This is a genomic window from Minwuia sp. IMCC3009 (assembly GCF_029909415.1).
GTDB lineage: Bacteria > Pseudomonadota > Alphaproteobacteria > Minwuiales > Minwuiaceae > Minwuia.
Genome location: NZ_CP123781.1, coordinates 3,606,558 through 3,623,572 on the forward strand (window position 1 = coordinate 3,606,558; position 17,015 = coordinate 3,623,572).

Sequence of the window (17,015 nt, forward strand, 5' to 3'; positions counted from 1 at the left end):
AGCAAGAAAAATGTGCAGTTTTTTGGGCAGCATCTCAAGTATCGACGCTAATTGTAGCTTTATGCTGTTAAGTGGACACGCGCAATTTTTCTGATTGCGGGGAACGGGAAAGATTTGTTCTTTCCTTCTGGTGCTGCGGACCATGCGAGGGAGGCGGGTTTGAGGGACGATGATTTGTCAGATGCGCCGAGTCCTGTGCTTCAAGGCAGCGATGACAATCAACGCGCACTGGATCTGCTCTGGATGGCCGTCTCGCAGCGCGCCATGCAGACGGTAGGCGAGGCGTCCTACAACAGCTGGTTGCGTCCGCTGCGCCCGGTCGCGTTGCATGACGACCAGGTTGTCCTGCTGGCCCCGACCGGTTTCCTGCGCGACTGGATTTCCAACAATTACCGCCCCCTGCTGGAACGTGAGTTCCGCGTCGACATTCCACATCTGCGTGAAGTGGTGATCGATGTCGGTATGGATGCCCGCCTGGAGGCCATGGCCAGCCGCAAGGATGGCATTGCCGACGACGGTGCCCCGATGAAACGCACCGGCAAGCCAGCCGGCACGACCAACGGCAACGGTTCCAGACCTGCACCGGACGCACCGTCGATCATTCGTCCGCGGGAGGCCGAGCCGGAAAAGGGTCTGGTCAGCGTCCTGGACCAGAACCTGACCTTCGACAAGTTCGTCGTCGGCAAGCCCAACGAACTGGCCTATGCCGCCGCCCGCCGGGTGGCTGATGCCGACGGGGTCGCCTTCAATCCGCTGTTCCTCTACGCCGGGGTCGGCCTCGGCAAGACGCATCTGATGCATGCGATCGCCTGGCATATCCGCCAGCGTCGTCCGGACCGGAAGGTGCTCTACCTCACCGCCGAGATGTTCATGTATCATTTCATCAAGGCCGTGCGGTTCCGCGATACCGTCTCCTTCAAGGAGAAGTTCCGGTCCGTCGACGTGCTGATGGTCGATGACCTGCAGTTCATTTCAGGCAAGGAGTCGACGCAGGAGGAATTCTTCCACACCTTCAACGAGCTGATCGACCGCAACCACCAGATCGTGGTCTCCGCTGACCGCTCCCCGTCCGATCTGGAGGGGATGGAGGAACGCGTCCGGTCCCGCCTGGCCTGGGGCCTGGTCGCCGACATCCACCCGACCGACTTCGAACTGCGTGTCGGCATCCTGGAACAGAAGCTGGCCCTGGAACCGGAAGTGACCGTCCCGCGGGAAGTCATCGAGTTCCTGGCACACCGCATCACCTCGAACGTGCGGGAGCTGGAGGGGGCCATGAAGCGCATCATCGCCTACCACGCCCTGATGGGCCGCGCGATCTCGCTGGAAATGGTGCAGGAGGTGCTGGCCGACGTGCTGCGTGCCAATGCCCGCAAGGTCTCCATCGACGACATCCAGCGCAAGGTGGCGGAGCATTACAACATCCGGATGGCGGAAATGTCGTCCGCCCGCCGCGCCCGCGCGGTCGCCCGGCCCCGCCAGGTCGCGATGTTCCTGGCCAAGCGCCTGACCAGCCGCAGCCTGCCGGAGATCGGTCGCAAGTTCGGCAACCGTGACCATACGACAGTGCTGCACGGTGTCCGCCGGATCGAGGAACTGATCCAGTCCGATGTCAGCCTGGCGGAGGATGTCAGGATGCTGGAGGCCGCCCTGTCGAACTGACCCGATTGCGGCCTGTGCCATCCCTCTCCCGGTTTGTCGTGGCCTGTGCCATCCCTCTCCCCCACCCGGCCACCCACGGGAGTATCCTTATTGGGTGGCCGGGTGGGGGAGAGGGATGGCACAGCCAGCAATCGGATCCTGATGACACAGGCCACAGACGACTCCCGACGCCACCATCGTACCCTGCCGAATCGGGGCGGTTTCACTGGCGAATCCGGAAGTGCCCATGCTATACGGAGTCTCTTGCCTGGCTGTCCTGTCAGGCAAGGTTCCTGGCAACGACATCTGGCTCGATTCTGCGATGAAACTTACCATTGAACGCACAGCGCTGCTGGTCTCCCTCAATCACGTCCAGAGCGTGGTGGAGCGGCGCAACACGATCCCCATTCTCAGCCATGTCCAGATCGAGGCAACAGCCGACGGCGTCCGGTTCCGCGCCACCGATCTGGAACTTGCGGTGGTGGAAAGCTGTGCCGCGATGGTGGAGACGCCAGGCATGGCCACGGCGCCTGCCCATACGCTGTACGACATCGTGCGGAAGCTGCCTGACGGCGCCGACATCCAGCTCAGCCTGGATACGGAGCGGCGGCGGCTGAACCTGCAGGCCGGCCGGTCGCGCTTCGCGCTCGCCTGTCTGCCCAACGACGATTTCCCGACCATCGAGGATGACGAGCTGCCGCACCAGTTCCGGCTGCCGGTGGCAACCGCCCGCACGCTGCTGGAACGGACCCGGTTCGCGATCTCGACCGAAGAGACCCGCTATTACCTGAACGGCATCTATGTCCACGCGACGGATGACGGCAAGCATATCCGCGCCGTGGCGACCGACGGCCATCGTCTCGCCCGCTTCGAGATGGAAGCACCGGAGGGCGCTGAAGCCCTGCCCGGCGTCATCATCCCGCGCAAGGCGGTGACCGAGATTCACAAGCTGCTGGGCGATGCCGGCGGCGACATGGCCGTTTCCGTCAGTGAAAGCCGGATCCGGTTCAGTGTCGGTGACACCGTTCTGACATCGAAGCTGATCGACGGATCCTTCCCGGATTACGAGCGGGTGATCCCGTCCGGCAATGACCGGAAGATGGACGTGGATGCCAAGGTCTTCCTGTCGGCAGTCGACCGCGTCTCCACCATCTCCACGGAGAAGTCGCGGGCGGTGAAGCTCAGCCTTCAGAACGAGCGCATGACCCTTTCGGCAAACAGCCCCGACGCTGGCAGCGCCACCGAGGAACTGGCGGTGAACTATGCGTCGGAGGACATGGAGATCGGTTTCAACTCCAGGTACCTGATGGATGTGGCGAGCCAGATCGACGGCGAGACCGCCATCTTCGAACTGGCGGATTCCAACTCGCCGACCCTGATCCGGGACGCGGATGACGCGTCGGCGCTCTATGTGCTGATGCCCATGCGGGTCTGACGCCGGCAGTGGTGGCAACGGCAGAGGACGACCGTGTCACCGCCGGTGCAGGTGTGTGTCGCCTCATGGTGACGGACTTCCGATCCTATCACGCCGCCGTCCTGGAACCGGCCATCGGACCCGTGGTGCTGACCGGCCCGAACGGGGCCGGGAAGACCAACCTGCTGGAGGCTGTTTCGATGCTGTCACCGGGGCGCGGACTGCGCCGGGCGAAGCTGTCGGAGATGGTGCGCAACGGCGCGGAACGCTGGGCCATTGCAGCGCAGGCGGAGACCACGTCTGGCCCCTGTGCCATCGGTACGGGGCTGAGTGTGGAGAACGGGGTGGAACGCAGGGTGGCGCGGATCGACGGCCAGACAGTAGGTCCGGCGGCGCTTGGCGGGTTGATCCCGGTGTCATGGCTGACACCGCAGATGGACCGGCTGTTCCTTGACGGTGCCTCGGCACGGCGGCGGTTCGTCGATCGGCTGATCTTCGGCTTCGACCCGGGTCACGCGACCCGGGCCAATGCCTACGAGAAGGCCATGCGGGACCGGCTGCGGCTGCTGAAGGACGGGCGGTCGGATGATGCCTGGCTGACCGCGCTGGAGGCACAGATGGCGGAACATGGCGTGGCCATCGCCGCTGCCCGCCGGGCTTGGTCGCTGCGCATTTCCGGCGCGCTGCGGCAGACACGGGGGGCCTTTCCGGCAGCGGAGATTGCGCTGGAGGGGCTGGCGGAGAACGCCCTTGCCACCCGGCCGGCGGTCGAGGTGGAGGAAGAGCTGACGCGGCGCTGGCGGGATGGTCGCGGGCTGGACCGCCACGCTGGCCGGACAGCGGACGGCCCGCACCGCACCGATCTGCGGGTGCGGCACGTCGCCAGGGACATGGCGGCGGAACAATGCTCGACAGGGGAGCAGAAGGCTCTCCTGATCTCGCTCATCCTCGCGGACGCGCGGATGCAGCAGGCGGAACGTGGCGTGGTGCCGGTGCTGTTGCTGGACGAGGTCGCGGCACATCTGGATGCGGACAGGCGCAATGCGCTGTTCGACGAGATTGCGGTGCTGGGCGGACAGGCCTGGCTGACGGGAACCGACCGGACCTTGTTCGCCGGTCTGGAAACCCGGGCGCAATATTTCGGTATCGATGGCTCAGCGGTTACCCCCGCCTGAGCCGGATGACAGGAAAGTTGGATCATGAGTGACGAACTGAACGAGACCGGCGACGAGCCGAATGCCTATGACGCGGATTCCATCAAGGTCCTGAAGGGCCTGGATGCGGTACGCAAGCGTCCCGGCATGTACATCGGCGACACGGAGGACGGTTCGGGTCTGCACCACATGGTCTTCGAGGTGGTGGACAATGCCATCGACGAGGCGCTGGCCGGACACGCGGATACGGTGTCGGTCGTGCTGAACGGTGATGGTTCCTGCACCGTTGCCGACAATGGCCGCGGCATTCCGGTCGATATCCACACGGAGGAGGGCGTCTCCGCCGCACAGGTCATCATGACCCAGCTGCATGCAGGCGGAAAGTTCGACCAGAACTCCTACAAGGTCTCGGGCGGCCTGCACGGTGTCGGTGTCTCGGTGGTGAACGCGCTGTCGACCGAGCTCGACCTGATCATCCGCCGCAACGGCAAGGAGCATTTCCTGCGCTTCAATCACGGCGAGCCGCAGGGTGACCTGGAAATCCGCGGTGATGCGGCAGGGCGCAGCGGCACGACAGTGCGCTTCCTGCCCAGCCCCGAGACCTTCAAGATCATCGAGTTCGAGTTCGCCGTGCTGGAGCACAGGCTGCGCGAACTGGCCTTCCTGAATTCCGGCGTGCGGATCACGCTGGAGGATCAGCGCCACGTCGATACCAAGAAGGTGGAGCTTTACTACGAGGGCGGTATCGAGGAGTTCGTGAAGTACATCGACCGCAACCGCACGCCCCTGATCAACACCCCGATCAAGGTCAGCGCGGAGCGGGACGGCATTGTCGTCGAGGCGGCGCTGCAGTGGAACGACGGCTTCCACGAGAATGTGCTCTGCTTCACCAACAATATCCCGCAGAAGGATGGCGGCACCCATCTGGCCGGCTTTCGCGCCGCCATGACCCGCCATGTGAACGCCTATGCCGCCAACAGCGGCATCGCCAAGAAGGAGAAGGTCTCCATCATCGGTGACGACGCGCGCGAGGGGCTGTCCTGCGTCCTGTCGGTGAAGGTGCCGGACCCCAAGTTCTCCTCCCAGACCAAGGAGAAGCTGGTCTCCAGCGAGGTGCGCCCGCCGGTCGAGAAGCTGGTCGGCGACGGGCTGGGCCAGTGGTTCGAGGAGAACCCGGGCGAAGCGAAGATCATCATCCAGAAGGTCGTTCAGGCGGCGGCGGCACGTGAGGCGGCACGCAAGGCGCGGGAAACCATCCGCAAGCCCACGGGCCTCGACCTCGGCGGTCTGCCGGGCAAGCTGGCCGACTGCCAGTCGAAGGATCCGACCGAGTCGGAACTGTATCTGGTGGAGGGTGACTCCGCCGGTGGCTCCGCCAAGCAGGCGCGCCATCGCCGCAACCAGGCGGTGCTGCCGCTGCGTGGCAAGATCCTGAACGTGGAACGTGCCCGCTTCGACAAGATGCTCGGCTCGACGGAGATCACGGCGCTGATCACCGCGCTCGGCACCGGCATCGGGCGGGAAGACTTCGACATCGCCAAGCTGCGCTACCACAAGATCATCATCATGACGGACGCGGACGTGGACGGGGCGCATATCCGCACCCTGCTGCTGACCTTCTTCTTCCGCCAGATGCCGGAGCTGATCGAGAACGGGCACCTGTATATCGCCCAGCCGCCGCTGTTCAAGATCACCAAGGGCCGGTCCTTCGTCTATCGCAAGGACGAGCGCCAGTACGAGGATTACCTGCTGGACAACGGCCTGACGGACGCCGTCTTCATCGATCACGCCGGCGTGCAGCACGGCGGTGCGGAACTCAGGGAACTGCTGCTGGAGGCACGGCGGGTGCGCCGCCTGCTGGATTCCGTGGGCCAGAAATACCCGGACTGGATCGTCGAACAGATGGCCATCGCCGGGGCGCTGTCCCAGGATTCCTTCGGCGAACCGGACAGGGCCACGGAGGCCGCGGCCACCGTGGCCGCGCGCCTGGACGCACTTGCGCCGGACTATGAACGGGGCTGGAGCGGCACACGCGCCAGTGACGGTTCGGTGGTGTTCGAGCGGGAACTGCGCGGCGTTCGGGAAGCCTATCTGATCGATGACCGCCTGATCGGATCGGGCGAGGCCCGCAACCTGACCCATGCCAGCACCGAGCTGAAGACCCTCTACGACAGGCCTGGCCGTCTGCTGATCAAGGAGAAGGAGATCGCGATCCACGGTCCCACCAGCCTGTTCGAGGGCGTGCTGGATGCGGGCCGTCGCGGCCTCTCCGTGCAGCGCTACAAGGGCCTGGGCGAGATGAACCCGGACCAGCTCTGGGAAACCACCCTGGATCCGGCGGCCCGCACCCTGCTGCAGGTGCGTGTCGAGCATCTGGAGGATGCGGACCAGGTCTTCTCCACCCTGATGGGCGACGTGGTCGAACCCCGCCGTGACTTCATTCGCGAGAACGCGCTGACCGTGGCGAACCTGGACACCTGATCCGGACAGAGGGCGGTTGGCAATGACGCCTTTCGGGGCCACAGCATGATCCGCCGCGTTCTGAAATGGGGACTGCTGCTCGGTGTGGCCGGTGCGGTGGTCGTGCTGGTGATCCTGCTGCACGACCTGCCGGAACCGCGCACCCCCGTGAACGGCGGCACCGTCACGATCCTTGACCATACGGGCAGGGAACTCGCGATCTATGGCGGTCCGGGATCGCGCGCCGTGCCGATCGAGCGCCTGCCGCAGCATGTCCTGGATGCGGTCATCGCGACGGAGGACCGGCGCTTCTACAGCCATTTCGGCATCGATCCGCTGGGCATTGCCCGCGCCGCCTTCATCAACCTGACCTCGGGCCGGGTGGTGCAGGGTGGCAGCACCCTGACGCAGCAGCTCGCCAAGAACCTCTATCTCGGCCCGCAACAGACCCTGAAGCGCAAGCTGCAGGAGGCCGTGCTCGCCATCGGACTGGAGAGCCGCTTCAGCAAGGACGAGATTCTGGAGCTGTATCTGAACCGGGTCTATTTCGGTGCCGGCACCTATGGCATCGAGGCCGCGGCGGAACGCTACTTCGCCAAGTCAGCCACCGATCTGACCCTGCGGGAGGCGGCACTGATCGCCGGACTGCTGAAGGCACCCAGTCGCTATGACCCGACGCGCAATCCGCAGGGTGCGGCGGAGCGCATGCGTATCGTGGTCAACAACATGGTGGATGCGGGCCTGCTGGAGGCCGCACGCGCCAAGGCCGTGCTGGCGGCCCCGGCAATTCCGGTCGGGCGGCCACGGGGCACCGGCATCCGCTATGCCACCGACCGCGCCCGTGACGAGGTGCGCGAACTCATCGGCGTGCCGGACGGCGATGTCATCGTGCACACCACCATCGACCGGCGGATACAGGATGCCGCGTCCGGTGCACTGACCGAGAGCCTGCGGCGCAACGGCAAGCGGCTGCGCGTCGAACAGGGCGCGGTCGTGGTGCTGTCGAAGGACGGCGCGATCCGCGCGCTGGTAGGGGGTCGCGACTATGGCGAGAGCCAGTTCAACCGGGCCGTCCTGGCCCGCCGCCAGCCGGGTTCCGCCTTCAAGCCGTTCCTCTATCTCGCAGCGCTGGAAGCCGGCTTCGACCCCGAGGACACGGTGCTGGACGAACCCATCGAGATCGATGGCTGGCGACCGGCCAATACCCGCGATGTCTACCTGGGCCGCATCACCCTGACGGAGGCGCTGGTGCGCTCGGTGAATGCGGGCACGGTCTGGCTGGCGCGCGAAGTCGGCTGGGACAGGGCCATCGAGATGGCGCGCCGGCTCGGGATCAACGAGGATCTGCCCGACAATCCCTCCATCGTTCTCGGCACCTCCGAGGTGACGCCGCTGGCCATGGCCGGTGCCTTCGCACCGCTGGCGAACGGGGGTCGAGCGGTGGTGCCACATCTGATCACCCGGATCGACGATGGCAGCGGAAACCGCGTCTGGCAAAGGCAAGGCGATGGCCTGGGCGTTGCACTTGGCGCCCGCGTGGTGGGGGAGATGAACCAGATGATGCAGGCCGTCATCACGCGCGGCAGCGGGCGGAAGGCGGGCATCGACCGGCCTGCAGGGGGCAAGACCGGCACCAGCCAGGACAACCGTGACGCCTGGTTCGTCGGCTATACCGCGGACCTCGTCGGCGCGGTCTGGGTCGGCAATGACAATGACAGCCCGACCCGCAATGTCTTCGGTTCGGGAATACCGGCGGAGATCTGGCGCAGCACCATGCTGTCCGCCCACCGCGGGCTGCCCGTCAAGCTCCTGCCCGCCGCACCGGAACGCGGCTTCCTGAGCCTCGGTGACGACCGGACGAAACCCGCCGGGCAGGACGGTGATGGCGGCGGCCTCTGGGGGCGGCTGGAACGGCTGTTCGAAGCCGGTGCGCGCCGCCAGCGGCAGGAAGGCCCCGCAGCGGAGGACTACAAGATTGAATCCCCCTGACGCGAGGAATGCAGGGAAACGAACATTTCGGCCACTGGCTTGACAGCCACCCCCCCAGCCCTTATCAACCGGCGCTCGGGTTTCGGGGGCAGGTTCCCGTCCTGTTGGCCAGCCGGAAGAACGGGCATGGCCGCGACAGGAAGGCCGCTGTGGAACCAGCACGCCAAGCATTGAGAGAGTACGATGAAAGTTGTCAATTCGCTGAAGTCGCTGCGTTCGCGCGACCGCAACAATCGCCTGATCCGTCGCAAGGGTCGGCTCTACGTCATCAACAAGCGCAATCCGCGCATGAAGGCGCGCCAGGGCTGATTGCCCACGCGTGGGCCGACCGGACCGGATGTGATTGCAGGCCATGACTGACCAGGCAACCACCCGGCCTGACACCGTCCTGTTCGATCTGGGCAATGTGCTGGTCGACTGGAGCCCGCGCTACCTCTACAGCAAGCTTTTCCGGAACCGGCCACATGAGATGGACTGGTTCCTGACGCATGTCTGCAACGGGGCCTGGAACGTACGCCACGACGCAGGCGAATCCTTCCCCGACAATGTCGCCGCGCTCGCCGACCAGCATCCCTGGTACAGGAAAGAGATCGAGGCCTTCTGGCACCGCTGGCCGGAGACCATGAAGGGCCCGATCGATGGCTCCGTCGCCTTGCTGGAGGCGCTTCACGCCCGCGACGTTCCCCTCTATTCCCTGACGAACTGGTCTGCGGAGACCTTCCACCACGCGGAGGAACGGCTGCCGTTCCTGTCACGGTTCCGCGGCATCACCGTCTCCGGTCGCGTGAAGGTGGCAAAGCCCGATCCCCGGATCTTCGAGATCTGCCAGCAGACCCATGGGCTGGACCCCGCACGGACACTGTTCGTCGATGACAGTCCGCGCAACACCACCACGGCGGCGGCGCTGGGCTATCACGTCCATACCTTCACGGCACCTGATGCACTGAATGACTGCCTGCGCCAGCACGGTCTGCTATAACGCTCCGAAAGCGACTGGCGTTGCGGTCCCCGCGCAAGCGGACCGGAATGAATCCGGCGCAGCAATGAAGAACGGGGGGCAGTTCCATGCAGATGCCGAAACCGGACGAGGCGACGATTGCGCGCCGGAGCGACCTGGTCGCCGCATTCCGTGATTTCCTGCCCGACGCTCATGTCATCGTGGACGAGGCAACCCTGAAGGCCTTCGAGAGTGACGGGCTGACCGCCTATCGCCAGCCGCCGATGATCGCCGTGCTGCCCGAGACCACGGAGGAGGTCAGCCGCATCCTGAAGCTCTGCAGGGACTGGGGCGTCAAGGTGGTGCCGCGCGGTTCCGGCACCTCGCTGTCCGGCGGCGCGCTGCCGCTGGCGGACGGGGTGCTGCTGGGACTGGGGAAGTTCAACCGGGTGCTGGAGATCGATTACGACAACCGCACCGCCACGGTGCAGCCCGGCGTCACCAACCTGGCCATCACCCAGGCGGTCGAGGGGGAGGGTTTCTACTACGCCCCCGATCCCTCCAGCCAGATCGCCTGTTCCATCGGCGGCAATGTGGCGGAGAATTCCGGCGGCGTGCACTGCCTGAAGTACGGCCTGACCACCAACAACATCCTCGGCATCGAGATGGTGACCATCGACGGCGAGATCCTGCGCATCGGCGGCAAGCACCTGGATGCGGAGGGCTATGACCTGCTGGGCATCATGACGGGGTCGGAGGGGCTACTGGGCGTGGTGACGGAAGTCACCGTGCGCATCCTGCGCAAGCCGGAGACCGTGCGGGCGCTGCTGGTCGGCTTTCCGACCGTGGAGCAGGGCGGCGACTGCGTCGGGCGCATCATCGGCGCCGGGATCATTCCGGCGGGCATGGAGATGATGGACCGGCCCGCCATCCACGCGGCGGAGGCCTTCTGCCATGCAGGCTATCCGCTGGATGTGGAATCCATCCTGATCATCGAACTGGACGGCCCGGAGGCGGAGGTCGATCATCTGACGGAGGTCGTCAGCGGCATCTGCACGGCGTGCGGCGCGGTCTCTGTCCGGGTCAGCGAGACCGAGGCGGAGCGGATGAACTTCTGGGCCGGGCGCAAGGCCGCCTTCCCCGCTGTCGGTCGCATCTCCCCCGACTATTACTGCATGGACGGCACCATCCCGCGCCGCCAGTTGCCCCTGGTGCTGAAGCGCATGTCGGAAATGTCGGAGAAGTACGGTCTCGGAGTCGCGAACGTGTTTCATGCCGGCGACGGCAACCTGCATCCCCTGATCCTCTATGATGCCAACGCACCGGGAGAGCTGGAGCGGGCGGAGGAGTTCGGCTCCGATATCCTGAGGCTCTGCGTCGAGGTGGGCGGAGTATTGACCGGCGAGCATGGCGTCGGCGTGGAGAAGCGCGACCTGATGCCGGAGATGTTCACGGAGGTGGACCTGAACCAGCAGCAGCGCCTGAAATGCGCCTTCGACCCCGACGGCCTGCTGAACCCGGGCAAGGTCTTCCCCACCCTGCACCGCTGCGCGGAGCTGGGCCGGATGCACATTCACCGGGGCCAGATGCCCTTCCCCGACCTGCCGCGCTTCTGATGAACAGGTCCGGTATGAAGCACACCGGTGGCTCCGTTGCCGCCCTTCCTCCTCCCCCCTGGCGGGGGAGGATCGAGGTGGGGGGGAAGCCCGGCGTTCCAGGATTGGCCTCCAAGCCCGCGACAACGGCCCCGCACCCCCTTCCCGACCTTCCCCCGTCAAGGGGGAAGGGGCGCGGACGGCGTCATCCGAGCACTTCCGCATTCTCTCTCGCGGGACAGAATCAGCGTGGGGCAGGTTCGCGATACCTGCCAGGGATTTCCACCAGATGAGCGGACAGGATTTCAAGCCGGGGTCGGAGGAGCATCTGGCGGAGGTGCTGGCCCATGCGATTGCTGCCGAACAGCCGCTGGAGCTGATCGGGCGCGGATCGAAACGCGGGTTCGGGCGGGCGATGCAGACCGCCGGACTGCTGGACCTTTCCGGTTTCAGCGGCATCCGCATGTATGAGCCCGATGAACTGGTGATGAGCGCCGGACCCGCGACCCCGCTGGCGGAGATCGAGGCGGCGCTGGCGGCGGAGAACCAGGAACTGGCGTTCGAGCCACCGCACATGGGGCATCTGCAGGCCAACGCGGTGACGGATGGCAGCATCGGCGGCGTCTTTGCCTGCAACCTGGCCGGGCCGCGTCGTTTCAGGGCCGGGTCGGCACGCGATCACCTGCTGGGATTCCGGGGGGTTTCCGGGCGTGGCGAGATCTTCAAGTCCGGCGGGCGGGTGGTGAAGAACGTCACCGGGTATGACCTCTGCAAGCTGATGTGCGGCAGCTTCGGCACCCTGGCCGCCATGACCGAAGTCACCTTCAAGGTCCTGCCACGGGCCGAGAAGATCTGGACCGTGCTGGCCTTTGGCCTGTCGGCGGAACAGGCCGTGCAGGCGATGGCGGACGCCGCCGGGTCGCCCCATGACGTATCCGGTCTCTGTCACCTGCCGACAGAGGTTGCGGCACGCAGCGCCGTCGATTTCATCTCCGGGGCCGGAGCCAGCGTCACCGCCATCCGCCTGGAGGGACCGGCACCGTCCGTCACCCATCGGGCCACCGCGCTGAAGACCATGCTTGCCGCCGTTGAGGGCGCCAGACCTCAGGGCATCGAGGAACTGCATACCCATCGCTCCATCACCTTCTGGCGGGAAGTGCGCGATGTCTCCCCCCTGCTGGATGGAGAGACCGTCGCCGGCAATCCGCTCTGGCGGCTGTCGGTGACGCCTACGGACGGCGCGCGCACGATGACCGGCATCCTCGACCAGGTGCCGGGCCGGGGCCTGATGGACTGGGCCGGGGGACAGCTCTGGCTGGCGCTGGAGCCGGGGGCGGAGGATGGCGGCGTCGACTGCATCCGCAGCACCATGGATGGCGGCCATGCCACGCTGATCCGGGGTGCGGCGGACCTGCGCGCGCGCATTCCGGTGTTTCAGCCGCAGCCTGCACCGCTCGCCGCCCTGACGAAGCGCATCAAGGACGGTTTCGATCCGCGCGGCGTTCTGAATCCGGGCCGCATGGTGGAGGGGGTCTGAACGATGCAGACACGCTTCACCGAGGCTCAGCTTGCCGATCCGGGTATCGCCCGGTCCAACGAGATCCTGCGCAATTGCGTGCATTGCGGCTTCTGCACTGCGACCTGTCCGACCTACGTCACTCTGGGCGACGAACGCGACAGCCCGCGCGGGCGCATCTGGCTGATCCGGGAGATGCTGGAGACCGGCGGGGCACCGGCACCGGAGGTGGTGCATCACGTGGACCGCTGCCTGTCCTGCCTGTCCTGTATGACCACCTGCCCCTCCGGCGTGCACTACATGCATCTGGTCGATCATGCCCGCGCCCATATCGAGGAAAATCACGAACGCCCCAGGTCCGACCGCTTCCTGCGCGCCGTGCTGGCGGAGATCCTGCCGCATCCGGGGCGGTTCCGGCTGGCCCTGATCGGCGCCTGGCTGTCCCGTCCGCTGGCCGGGCTGCTGGGCGGCATGTTCGGCGGCCGAATGGGGGCGATGCTGCGGTTGGCCCCCGCTGACCTGCACAGCCCCTCCCCGATGGACCGGCCACAGACCTTCCCGGCGGAGGGGGAGCGCAAGCGGCGGGTGGCCCTGATGACCGGCTGTGCCCAGCAGGTGCTGAACCCGGCGATCAACGAAGCCTCCATCCGACTGCTGACCCGGCTGGGCTGCGAAGTCGTGGTGGCGCGCGGCGCCGGGTGCTGCGGGGCGCTGACGCATCACATGGGGCATGAGGAATCGGCCTTCGCCTCGGCCCGCGCCAACATCCGTGCCTGGACGCGGGAGATCGAGGGCGACGGCCTGGATGCCATTGTCATCAACGCCTCCGGCTGCGGCACCACCGTGAAGGACTATGGCTTCATGCTGCGCAACGAGCCGGATTGCGCGGCCGAGGCAAAGGCGGTTTCAGACCTGACCGTCGATATCACGGAACTGCTGGACCAGATCGGTCTGCCGGAGGGTCTGGTTGCGCCCGAGGACCTGAATGTGACCTACCATTCCGCCTGTTCACTGCGGCATGGCCAGCGGGTGCTGGATCCGCCGAAGACACTGCTGCGCGCCGCCGGGTTCCGGGTCAGCGAACCCGCCGAGCCACATCTCTGCTGCGGCTCCGCCGGCACCTACAACATCATGCAGCCGGAGATCGCGGAGAAGCTGAAGGACCGCAAGCTGGCCAACATCGCCCGCACCAGGCCCGACGTGATCGCCGCCGGCAACATCGGCTGCATGACCCAGCTTGGCGGTGGCACCGACGTGCCGGTGGTCCATACGGCGGAACTGCTGGACTGGGCCACTGGCGGGCCGAAGCCTGCGGCGCTGGAGAAGGCTGTCTCGGTCTGAAGCCGCGGCGTCAGGCGGAGCCCATTTCGGCCAGGGTCAGGCTGTAGACATCCGTGGCTTCCCTGCCGAAGCAGCAGAAGGTGATGCGCGTCGGCGCGTGTTTCACCTTGCGGAAATCCAGCACGGTCCCGACGGCGATCTGGGCCGCCTTGCGCAGGGGATAGCCATAGACGCCGGTGGAAATCGCCGGAAAGGCGATGGAGCGAAAGCGGCGCGATACCGCCAGTTCCATGCAGCGCTGATAGCACTGGCCCAGCAGTTCCGGCTCCCCCGCCTCACCGCCCTGCCAGACAGGGCCGACCGTATGCATGATGTGGCGCGCGGGCAGCCGGAATCCGTCCGTCAGGCGCACCTGGCCGGTGGGGCAGCCACCGATCAGACGGCAGGCCTCCAGCAGTTCCGGCCCGGCAGCAGCATGGATCGCGCCATCGACACCACCACCACCCAGCAGGGTCTCGTTGGCGGCATTCACCACGGCATCGACATGCAGCCGGGTAATGTCGCTGTCCACTACCTCCAGCCGCATGGTCCGGTTGCCTCCGTGCCGGTCAGGCGCCTTCGTCGGGGTGCATCAACCGGTGCAGCGGCGCGATGAAATAGCGGACATAGGCATCATCGACGTTCGCCTGGCTGCGGCTGCGCCATGCATTCAGTGCCTTGTCGTAGGTCGAGTAGATTCCGGCAACTTCGACATTGTCCGGGTCCGCGAGCACATTCTCACGCGGGTCCAGCAGGGTGCCGCCGAATACGAGATAGAGATCCTGTCGGCTCATTGGCCTTGTCCTCCGAGGCTGGCCTGGTTCCGTCAGCCCGTTGCGCGTGTTCTTCCCTGCCCCATGGTTAGGCGCGACAGGCGCGCCATGCAACCGAAACCGGGGAACGGGCCGGGGCGACTTTCAGGCGGTTCAACTGCCAAGGTGCTTCGCGAACAGGTCCAGTGTCCGCTTCAGCGCCGTGGCGGCGTGGGTCGGGTGGTGATCGGCCCGATGGTCACAATTGAAGCCGTGGCCGGCACCCTTGTAGACGAAGACCTCCACCTCCGGATGGGCGGCGCGGATCGCCTCCACATCGTCCAGCGGGATCGACTTGTCGAGTTCGCCGAAGTGCAGCATGGTCGCCGCCCCCGGCTGCTCCGCGATATGCGGCATGATCTGGCCACCGTAATAGCCGCTGGCGGCGCTCAGGCGCGGGGCCAGACGGCAGGCGGAAACGAAGGTCAGCGTCCCGCCCCAGCAGTATCCGACCATGCCGACCTTGCCCGACTTGCCCGCCTCATCGACCGTCGCGGACAGGTCCAGCATGACCTTGTCCAGATCGCAGGCCGCGCGCCAGTCCCGCCCCCTGGCGATGTCCTCGGGGGTATAGCCGCACTCCAGCCCCGGCTCGACCCGGTCATAGATCGCCGGGGCCAGCGCCAGATAGCCCGCCTCCGCATAGCCATCGGTGACATTCCGGATGTGCGGATTGACCCCGAATATCTCCTGCACCACAACGACCGCGCCTCTCGGCTTGCCTTCCGGTGCCGCGCGATAGACGTCGAAGGAATGGCCATCCTCAGCCGTCAGTCTGATCCAGTCGCCCATGCTCGTTCCCCCCGGGTTTCATTCCTGGCTCTCGTTCGTGCCGGCTTCACGCAGGACCGGCTTCGCGTTTGCGGATGATACCGATCAGACGCGCATCCATCACCACCTCATCCTTCTGGTTGATCACTTCAGCCAGGAAGACGGCGGAGCCACGATCCGGCCGGGACCGCGAGGGCGTCTTCTCCACGCAGGTACTGCGCACCCGCAGGGTATCGCCGGGGCGCACCGGTTTCAGCCAGCGCAGGTCGTCGAAGCCGGGCGACCCCATGGAGCCGCCGTCATCGCCGCCGCGCGACAGCACCTGCAACCGCATCAGGATGCCTGCCGTGTGCCAGCCGGAGGCGCAGAGATCGCGGAACACGCTCTGCTTCGCGGCTTCCTCGTCCATGTGGAAGGGCTGAGGATCGAACTCGGTGGCGAACTCGATGATCTCCTGCTTCGTCATGGTGTAGCTGTCGGTTTCCGACACCTGACCAACCTCGATATCCTCGAACCAGCGGCTCATGCCGATGCTCCTTCCTGCCCGTCACCACGCCGACCGACCATGAACACGTTCTCCATGCGCAACACGTCGGTACCGTCCTCCGTGCGCAGGAAATGACGCACGCTGCAGAAGCCGATGTCGTTGCGGCTCTTCGGCAGATACTTGTCCAGCAGTTCGGTGTGCAGGGAAAGCCGCATGCCCGGGGTCACGGGCCGCAGCCAGCGGCAGAGCTTCACCCCCGGCGCGCCCTGGCTGTCCAGCTCCGACAGCATGCCCTTCACCATCAGCCGCATGGCGATGGAGGCCGAGTGCCAGCCGGAGGCGGTCAGCGTGCCGAAGGGGCCATCCTTCGCCGCCTCGGCATCCAGATGGAAATATTGCGGATCGAACTTGCCGGCGAAACGCAGCACCGCTTCCTCCGTCACTTCATGCGGTCCCGCAACGAAGCTCTCCCCCACCACCATGTCTTCCCAGTATCGCATCAGCTCCCCACCATCATTGCGTTGCCTGTCCAGCGCGGTCACAGTTACACGAATTCCACAACAGGGGGACCGGCGATGAGCGGTGGGTACGTATTTCAGGTGAGCATGGATGTGGCACCAGACAAGGAAGACCTGTTCAACGAGGTCTATGACACGGAGCATGTGCCCCTGCTGCTGAAGGTGCCGGGCGTGCGCAAGGTGACCCGCATGAAGGCGCAGGACTTCAAGGTCAGTATCGGCGGCGAACTGAAGGACGTGGCCGTCGAGGCCCCGACCTGGACCGCCCTGTACGAGATCGACTCACCCGACGTGCTGGCAAGCGATGCCTGGGGTAAAGCGGTGGAGCAGGGCCGCTGGCCCGGCGAAGTGCGCCCGCACACGTTCGAGCGGCATCACAAGCTGTTCAGGAAGCTGTAGCGGCG

The 17,015-nt window shown here is 65.9% G+C and carries 16 protein-coding genes; 11 read left to right on the plus strand and 5 right to left on the minus strand.

The genetic code is table 11. The features are described 5' to 3' along the window. Positions 1 to 243 precede the first annotated feature (243 nt). The 10 genes from dnaA to glcF all read left to right on the plus strand — a co-directional run bounded on the left by dnaA (position 244) and on the right by glcF (position 14,044). Complete coding sequence (gene dnaA, locus QGV55_RS16865; protein WP_281019476.1) at positions 244 to 1,659, plus strand: chromosomal replication initiator protein DnaA; 1,416 nt, start codon at positions 244 to 246, stop codon at positions 1,657 to 1,659. Between the two features lie 301 nt (positions 1,660 to 1,960). Continuing rightward, entirely contained in the window at positions 1,961 to 3,073 is a 1,113-nt protein-coding gene (gene dnaN / locus QGV55_RS16870; protein WP_281019475.1) for a DNA polymerase III subunit beta, read from the plus strand. A 65-nt stretch (positions 3,074 to 3,138) separates the two neighbouring features. After that, positions 3,139 to 4,227, plus strand: a complete 1,089-nt coding sequence (recF, locus tag QGV55_RS16875; RefSeq protein ID WP_281019474.1) for a DNA replication/repair protein RecF — start codon at positions 3,139 to 3,141, stop codon at positions 4,225 to 4,227. 24 nt (positions 4,228 to 4,251) lie between these two features. Continuing rightward, a complete protein-coding gene (gene gyrB / locus QGV55_RS16880) occupies positions 4,252 to 6,687 on the plus strand; it encodes a DNA topoisomerase (ATP-hydrolyzing) subunit B (protein WP_281019473.1) in 2,436 nt (811 codons plus the stop codon). A gap of 45 nt (positions 6,688 to 6,732) precedes the next feature. Further along, positions 6,733 to 8,655: a PBP1A family penicillin-binding protein gene (locus tag QGV55_RS16885; protein WP_281019472.1), complete on the plus strand. Its 1,923-nt coding sequence runs from the start codon at positions 6,733 to 6,735 to the stop codon at positions 8,653 to 8,655. Between the two features lie 183 nt (positions 8,656 to 8,838). After that, complete coding sequence (ykgO, locus tag QGV55_RS16890) at positions 8,839 to 8,964, plus strand: type B 50S ribosomal protein L36 (protein WP_281019471.1); 126 nt, start codon at positions 8,839 to 8,841, stop codon at positions 8,962 to 8,964. 43 nt (positions 8,965 to 9,007) lie between these two features. Continuing rightward, complete coding sequence (locus QGV55_RS16895) at positions 9,008 to 9,634, plus strand: HAD family phosphatase (RefSeq protein WP_281019470.1); 627 nt, start codon at positions 9,008 to 9,010, stop codon at positions 9,632 to 9,634. An 86-nt stretch (positions 9,635 to 9,720) separates the two neighbouring features. Continuing rightward, the gene (locus QGV55_RS16900; protein WP_281019469.1) at positions 9,721 to 11,208 is read left to right on the plus strand and encodes an FAD-linked oxidase C-terminal domain-containing protein; all 1,488 of its coding nucleotides are present in this window, start codon (positions 9,721 to 9,723) and stop codon (positions 11,206 to 11,208) included. Between the two features lie 268 nt (positions 11,209 to 11,476). Further along, on the plus strand, positions 11,477 to 12,724 hold the full coding sequence (glcE, locus tag QGV55_RS16905) for a glycolate oxidase subunit GlcE (RefSeq protein WP_281019468.1): 1,248 nt from the start codon (positions 11,477 to 11,479) through the stop codon (positions 12,722 to 12,724). A 3-nt stretch (positions 12,725 to 12,727) separates the two neighbouring features. Continuing rightward, entirely contained in the window at positions 12,728 to 14,044 is a 1,317-nt protein-coding gene (gene glcF, locus QGV55_RS16910) for a glycolate oxidase subunit GlcF (protein WP_281019467.1), read from the plus strand. Between the two features lie 10 nt (positions 14,045 to 14,054). Here the strand turns inward: glcF and QGV55_RS16915 are convergent, their stop codons facing one another. From QGV55_RS16915 to QGV55_RS16935, 5 genes are all read right to left on the minus strand, one after another. Then, on the minus strand, positions 14,055 to 14,570 hold the full coding sequence (locus QGV55_RS16915; protein ID WP_281019466.1) for an O-acetyl-ADP-ribose deacetylase: 516 nt from the start codon (positions 14,568 to 14,570) through the stop codon (positions 14,055 to 14,057). A 22-nt stretch (positions 14,571 to 14,592) separates the two neighbouring features. Further along, on the minus strand, positions 14,593 to 14,817 hold the full coding sequence (locus QGV55_RS16920; protein WP_281019465.1) for a DUF4170 domain-containing protein: 225 nt from the start codon (positions 14,815 to 14,817) through the stop codon (positions 14,593 to 14,595). 132 nt (positions 14,818 to 14,949) lie between these two features. Beyond that, positions 14,950 to 15,627 (minus strand): dienelactone hydrolase family protein, encoded by a 678-nt coding sequence (locus QGV55_RS16925; protein WP_281019464.1) that lies wholly within the window; start codon positions 15,625 to 15,627, stop codon positions 14,950 to 14,952. A 46-nt stretch (positions 15,628 to 15,673) separates the two neighbouring features. Next, a complete protein-coding gene (locus tag QGV55_RS16930) occupies positions 15,674 to 16,132 on the minus strand; it encodes a MaoC family dehydratase (protein WP_281019463.1) in 459 nt (152 codons plus the stop codon). Further along, complete coding sequence (locus tag QGV55_RS16935) at positions 16,129 to 16,593, minus strand: MaoC family dehydratase (protein WP_281019462.1); 465 nt, start codon at positions 16,591 to 16,593, stop codon at positions 16,129 to 16,131. The genes QGV55_RS16930 and QGV55_RS16935 overlap by 4 nt, the downstream gene beginning before the upstream one ends. Positions 16,594 to 16,698: 105 nt before the next feature. On the opposite strand from QGV55_RS16935, the gene QGV55_RS16940 reads away from it, so the two are divergent. Continuing rightward, positions 16,699 to 17,010: a hypothetical protein gene (locus tag QGV55_RS16940; protein WP_281019461.1), complete on the plus strand. Its 312-nt coding sequence runs from the start codon at positions 16,699 to 16,701 to the stop codon at positions 17,008 to 17,010. The last annotated feature ends 5 nt before the right edge of the window (positions 17,011 to 17,015 follow it).

Bases quoted from the DNA above. Each gene is read 5' to 3' on its own strand.
- dnaA (WP_281019476.1), top strand. From the start codon at position 244: ATGGCCGTCTCGCAGCGCGCCATGCAGACGGTAGGCGAGGCGTCCTAC.
- dnaN (WP_281019475.1), top strand. From the start codon at position 1,961: ATGAAACTTACCATTGAACGCACAGCGCTGCTGGTCTCCCTCAATCAC.
- recF (WP_281019474.1), top strand. From the start codon at position 3,139: ATGGTGACGGACTTCCGATCCTATCACGCCGCCGTCCTGGAACCGGCC.
- gyrB (WP_281019473.1), top strand. From the start codon at position 4,252: ATGAGTGACGAACTGAACGAGACCGGCGACGAGCCGAATGCCTATGAC.
- QGV55_RS16885 (WP_281019472.1), top strand. From the start codon at position 6,733: ATGATCCGCCGCGTTCTGAAATGGGGACTGCTGCTCGGTGTGGCCGGT.
- ykgO (WP_281019471.1), top strand. From the start codon at position 8,839: ATGAAAGTTGTCAATTCGCTGAAGTCGCTGCGTTCGCGCGACCGCAAC.
- QGV55_RS16895 (WP_281019470.1), top strand. From the start codon at position 9,008: ATGACTGACCAGGCAACCACCCGGCCTGACACCGTCCTGTTCGATCTG.
- QGV55_RS16900 (WP_281019469.1), top strand. From the start codon at position 9,721: ATGCAGATGCCGAAACCGGACGAGGCGACGATTGCGCGCCGGAGCGAC.
- glcE (WP_281019468.1), top strand. From the start codon at position 11,477: ATGAGCGGACAGGATTTCAAGCCGGGGTCGGAGGAGCATCTGGCGGAG.
- glcF (WP_281019467.1), top strand. From the start codon at position 12,728: ATGCAGACACGCTTCACCGAGGCTCAGCTTGCCGATCCGGGTATCGCC.
- QGV55_RS16915 (WP_281019466.1), bottom strand. From the start codon at position 14,570: ATGCGGCTGGAGGTAGTGGACAGCGACATTACCCGGCTGCATGTCGAT.
- QGV55_RS16920 (WP_281019465.1), bottom strand. From the start codon at position 14,817: ATGAGCCGACAGGATCTCTATCTCGTATTCGGCGGCACCCTGCTGGAC.
- QGV55_RS16925 (WP_281019464.1), bottom strand. From the start codon at position 15,627: ATGGGCGACTGGATCAGACTGACGGCTGAGGATGGCCATTCCTTCGAC.
- QGV55_RS16930 (WP_281019463.1), bottom strand. From the start codon at position 16,132: ATGAGCCGCTGGTTCGAGGATATCGAGGTTGGTCAGGTGTCGGAAACC.
- QGV55_RS16935 (WP_281019462.1), bottom strand. From the start codon at position 16,593: ATGCGATACTGGGAAGACATGGTGGTGGGGGAGAGCTTCGTTGCGGGA.
- QGV55_RS16940 (WP_281019461.1), top strand. From the start codon at position 16,699: ATGGATGTGGCACCAGACAAGGAAGACCTGTTCAACGAGGTCTATGAC.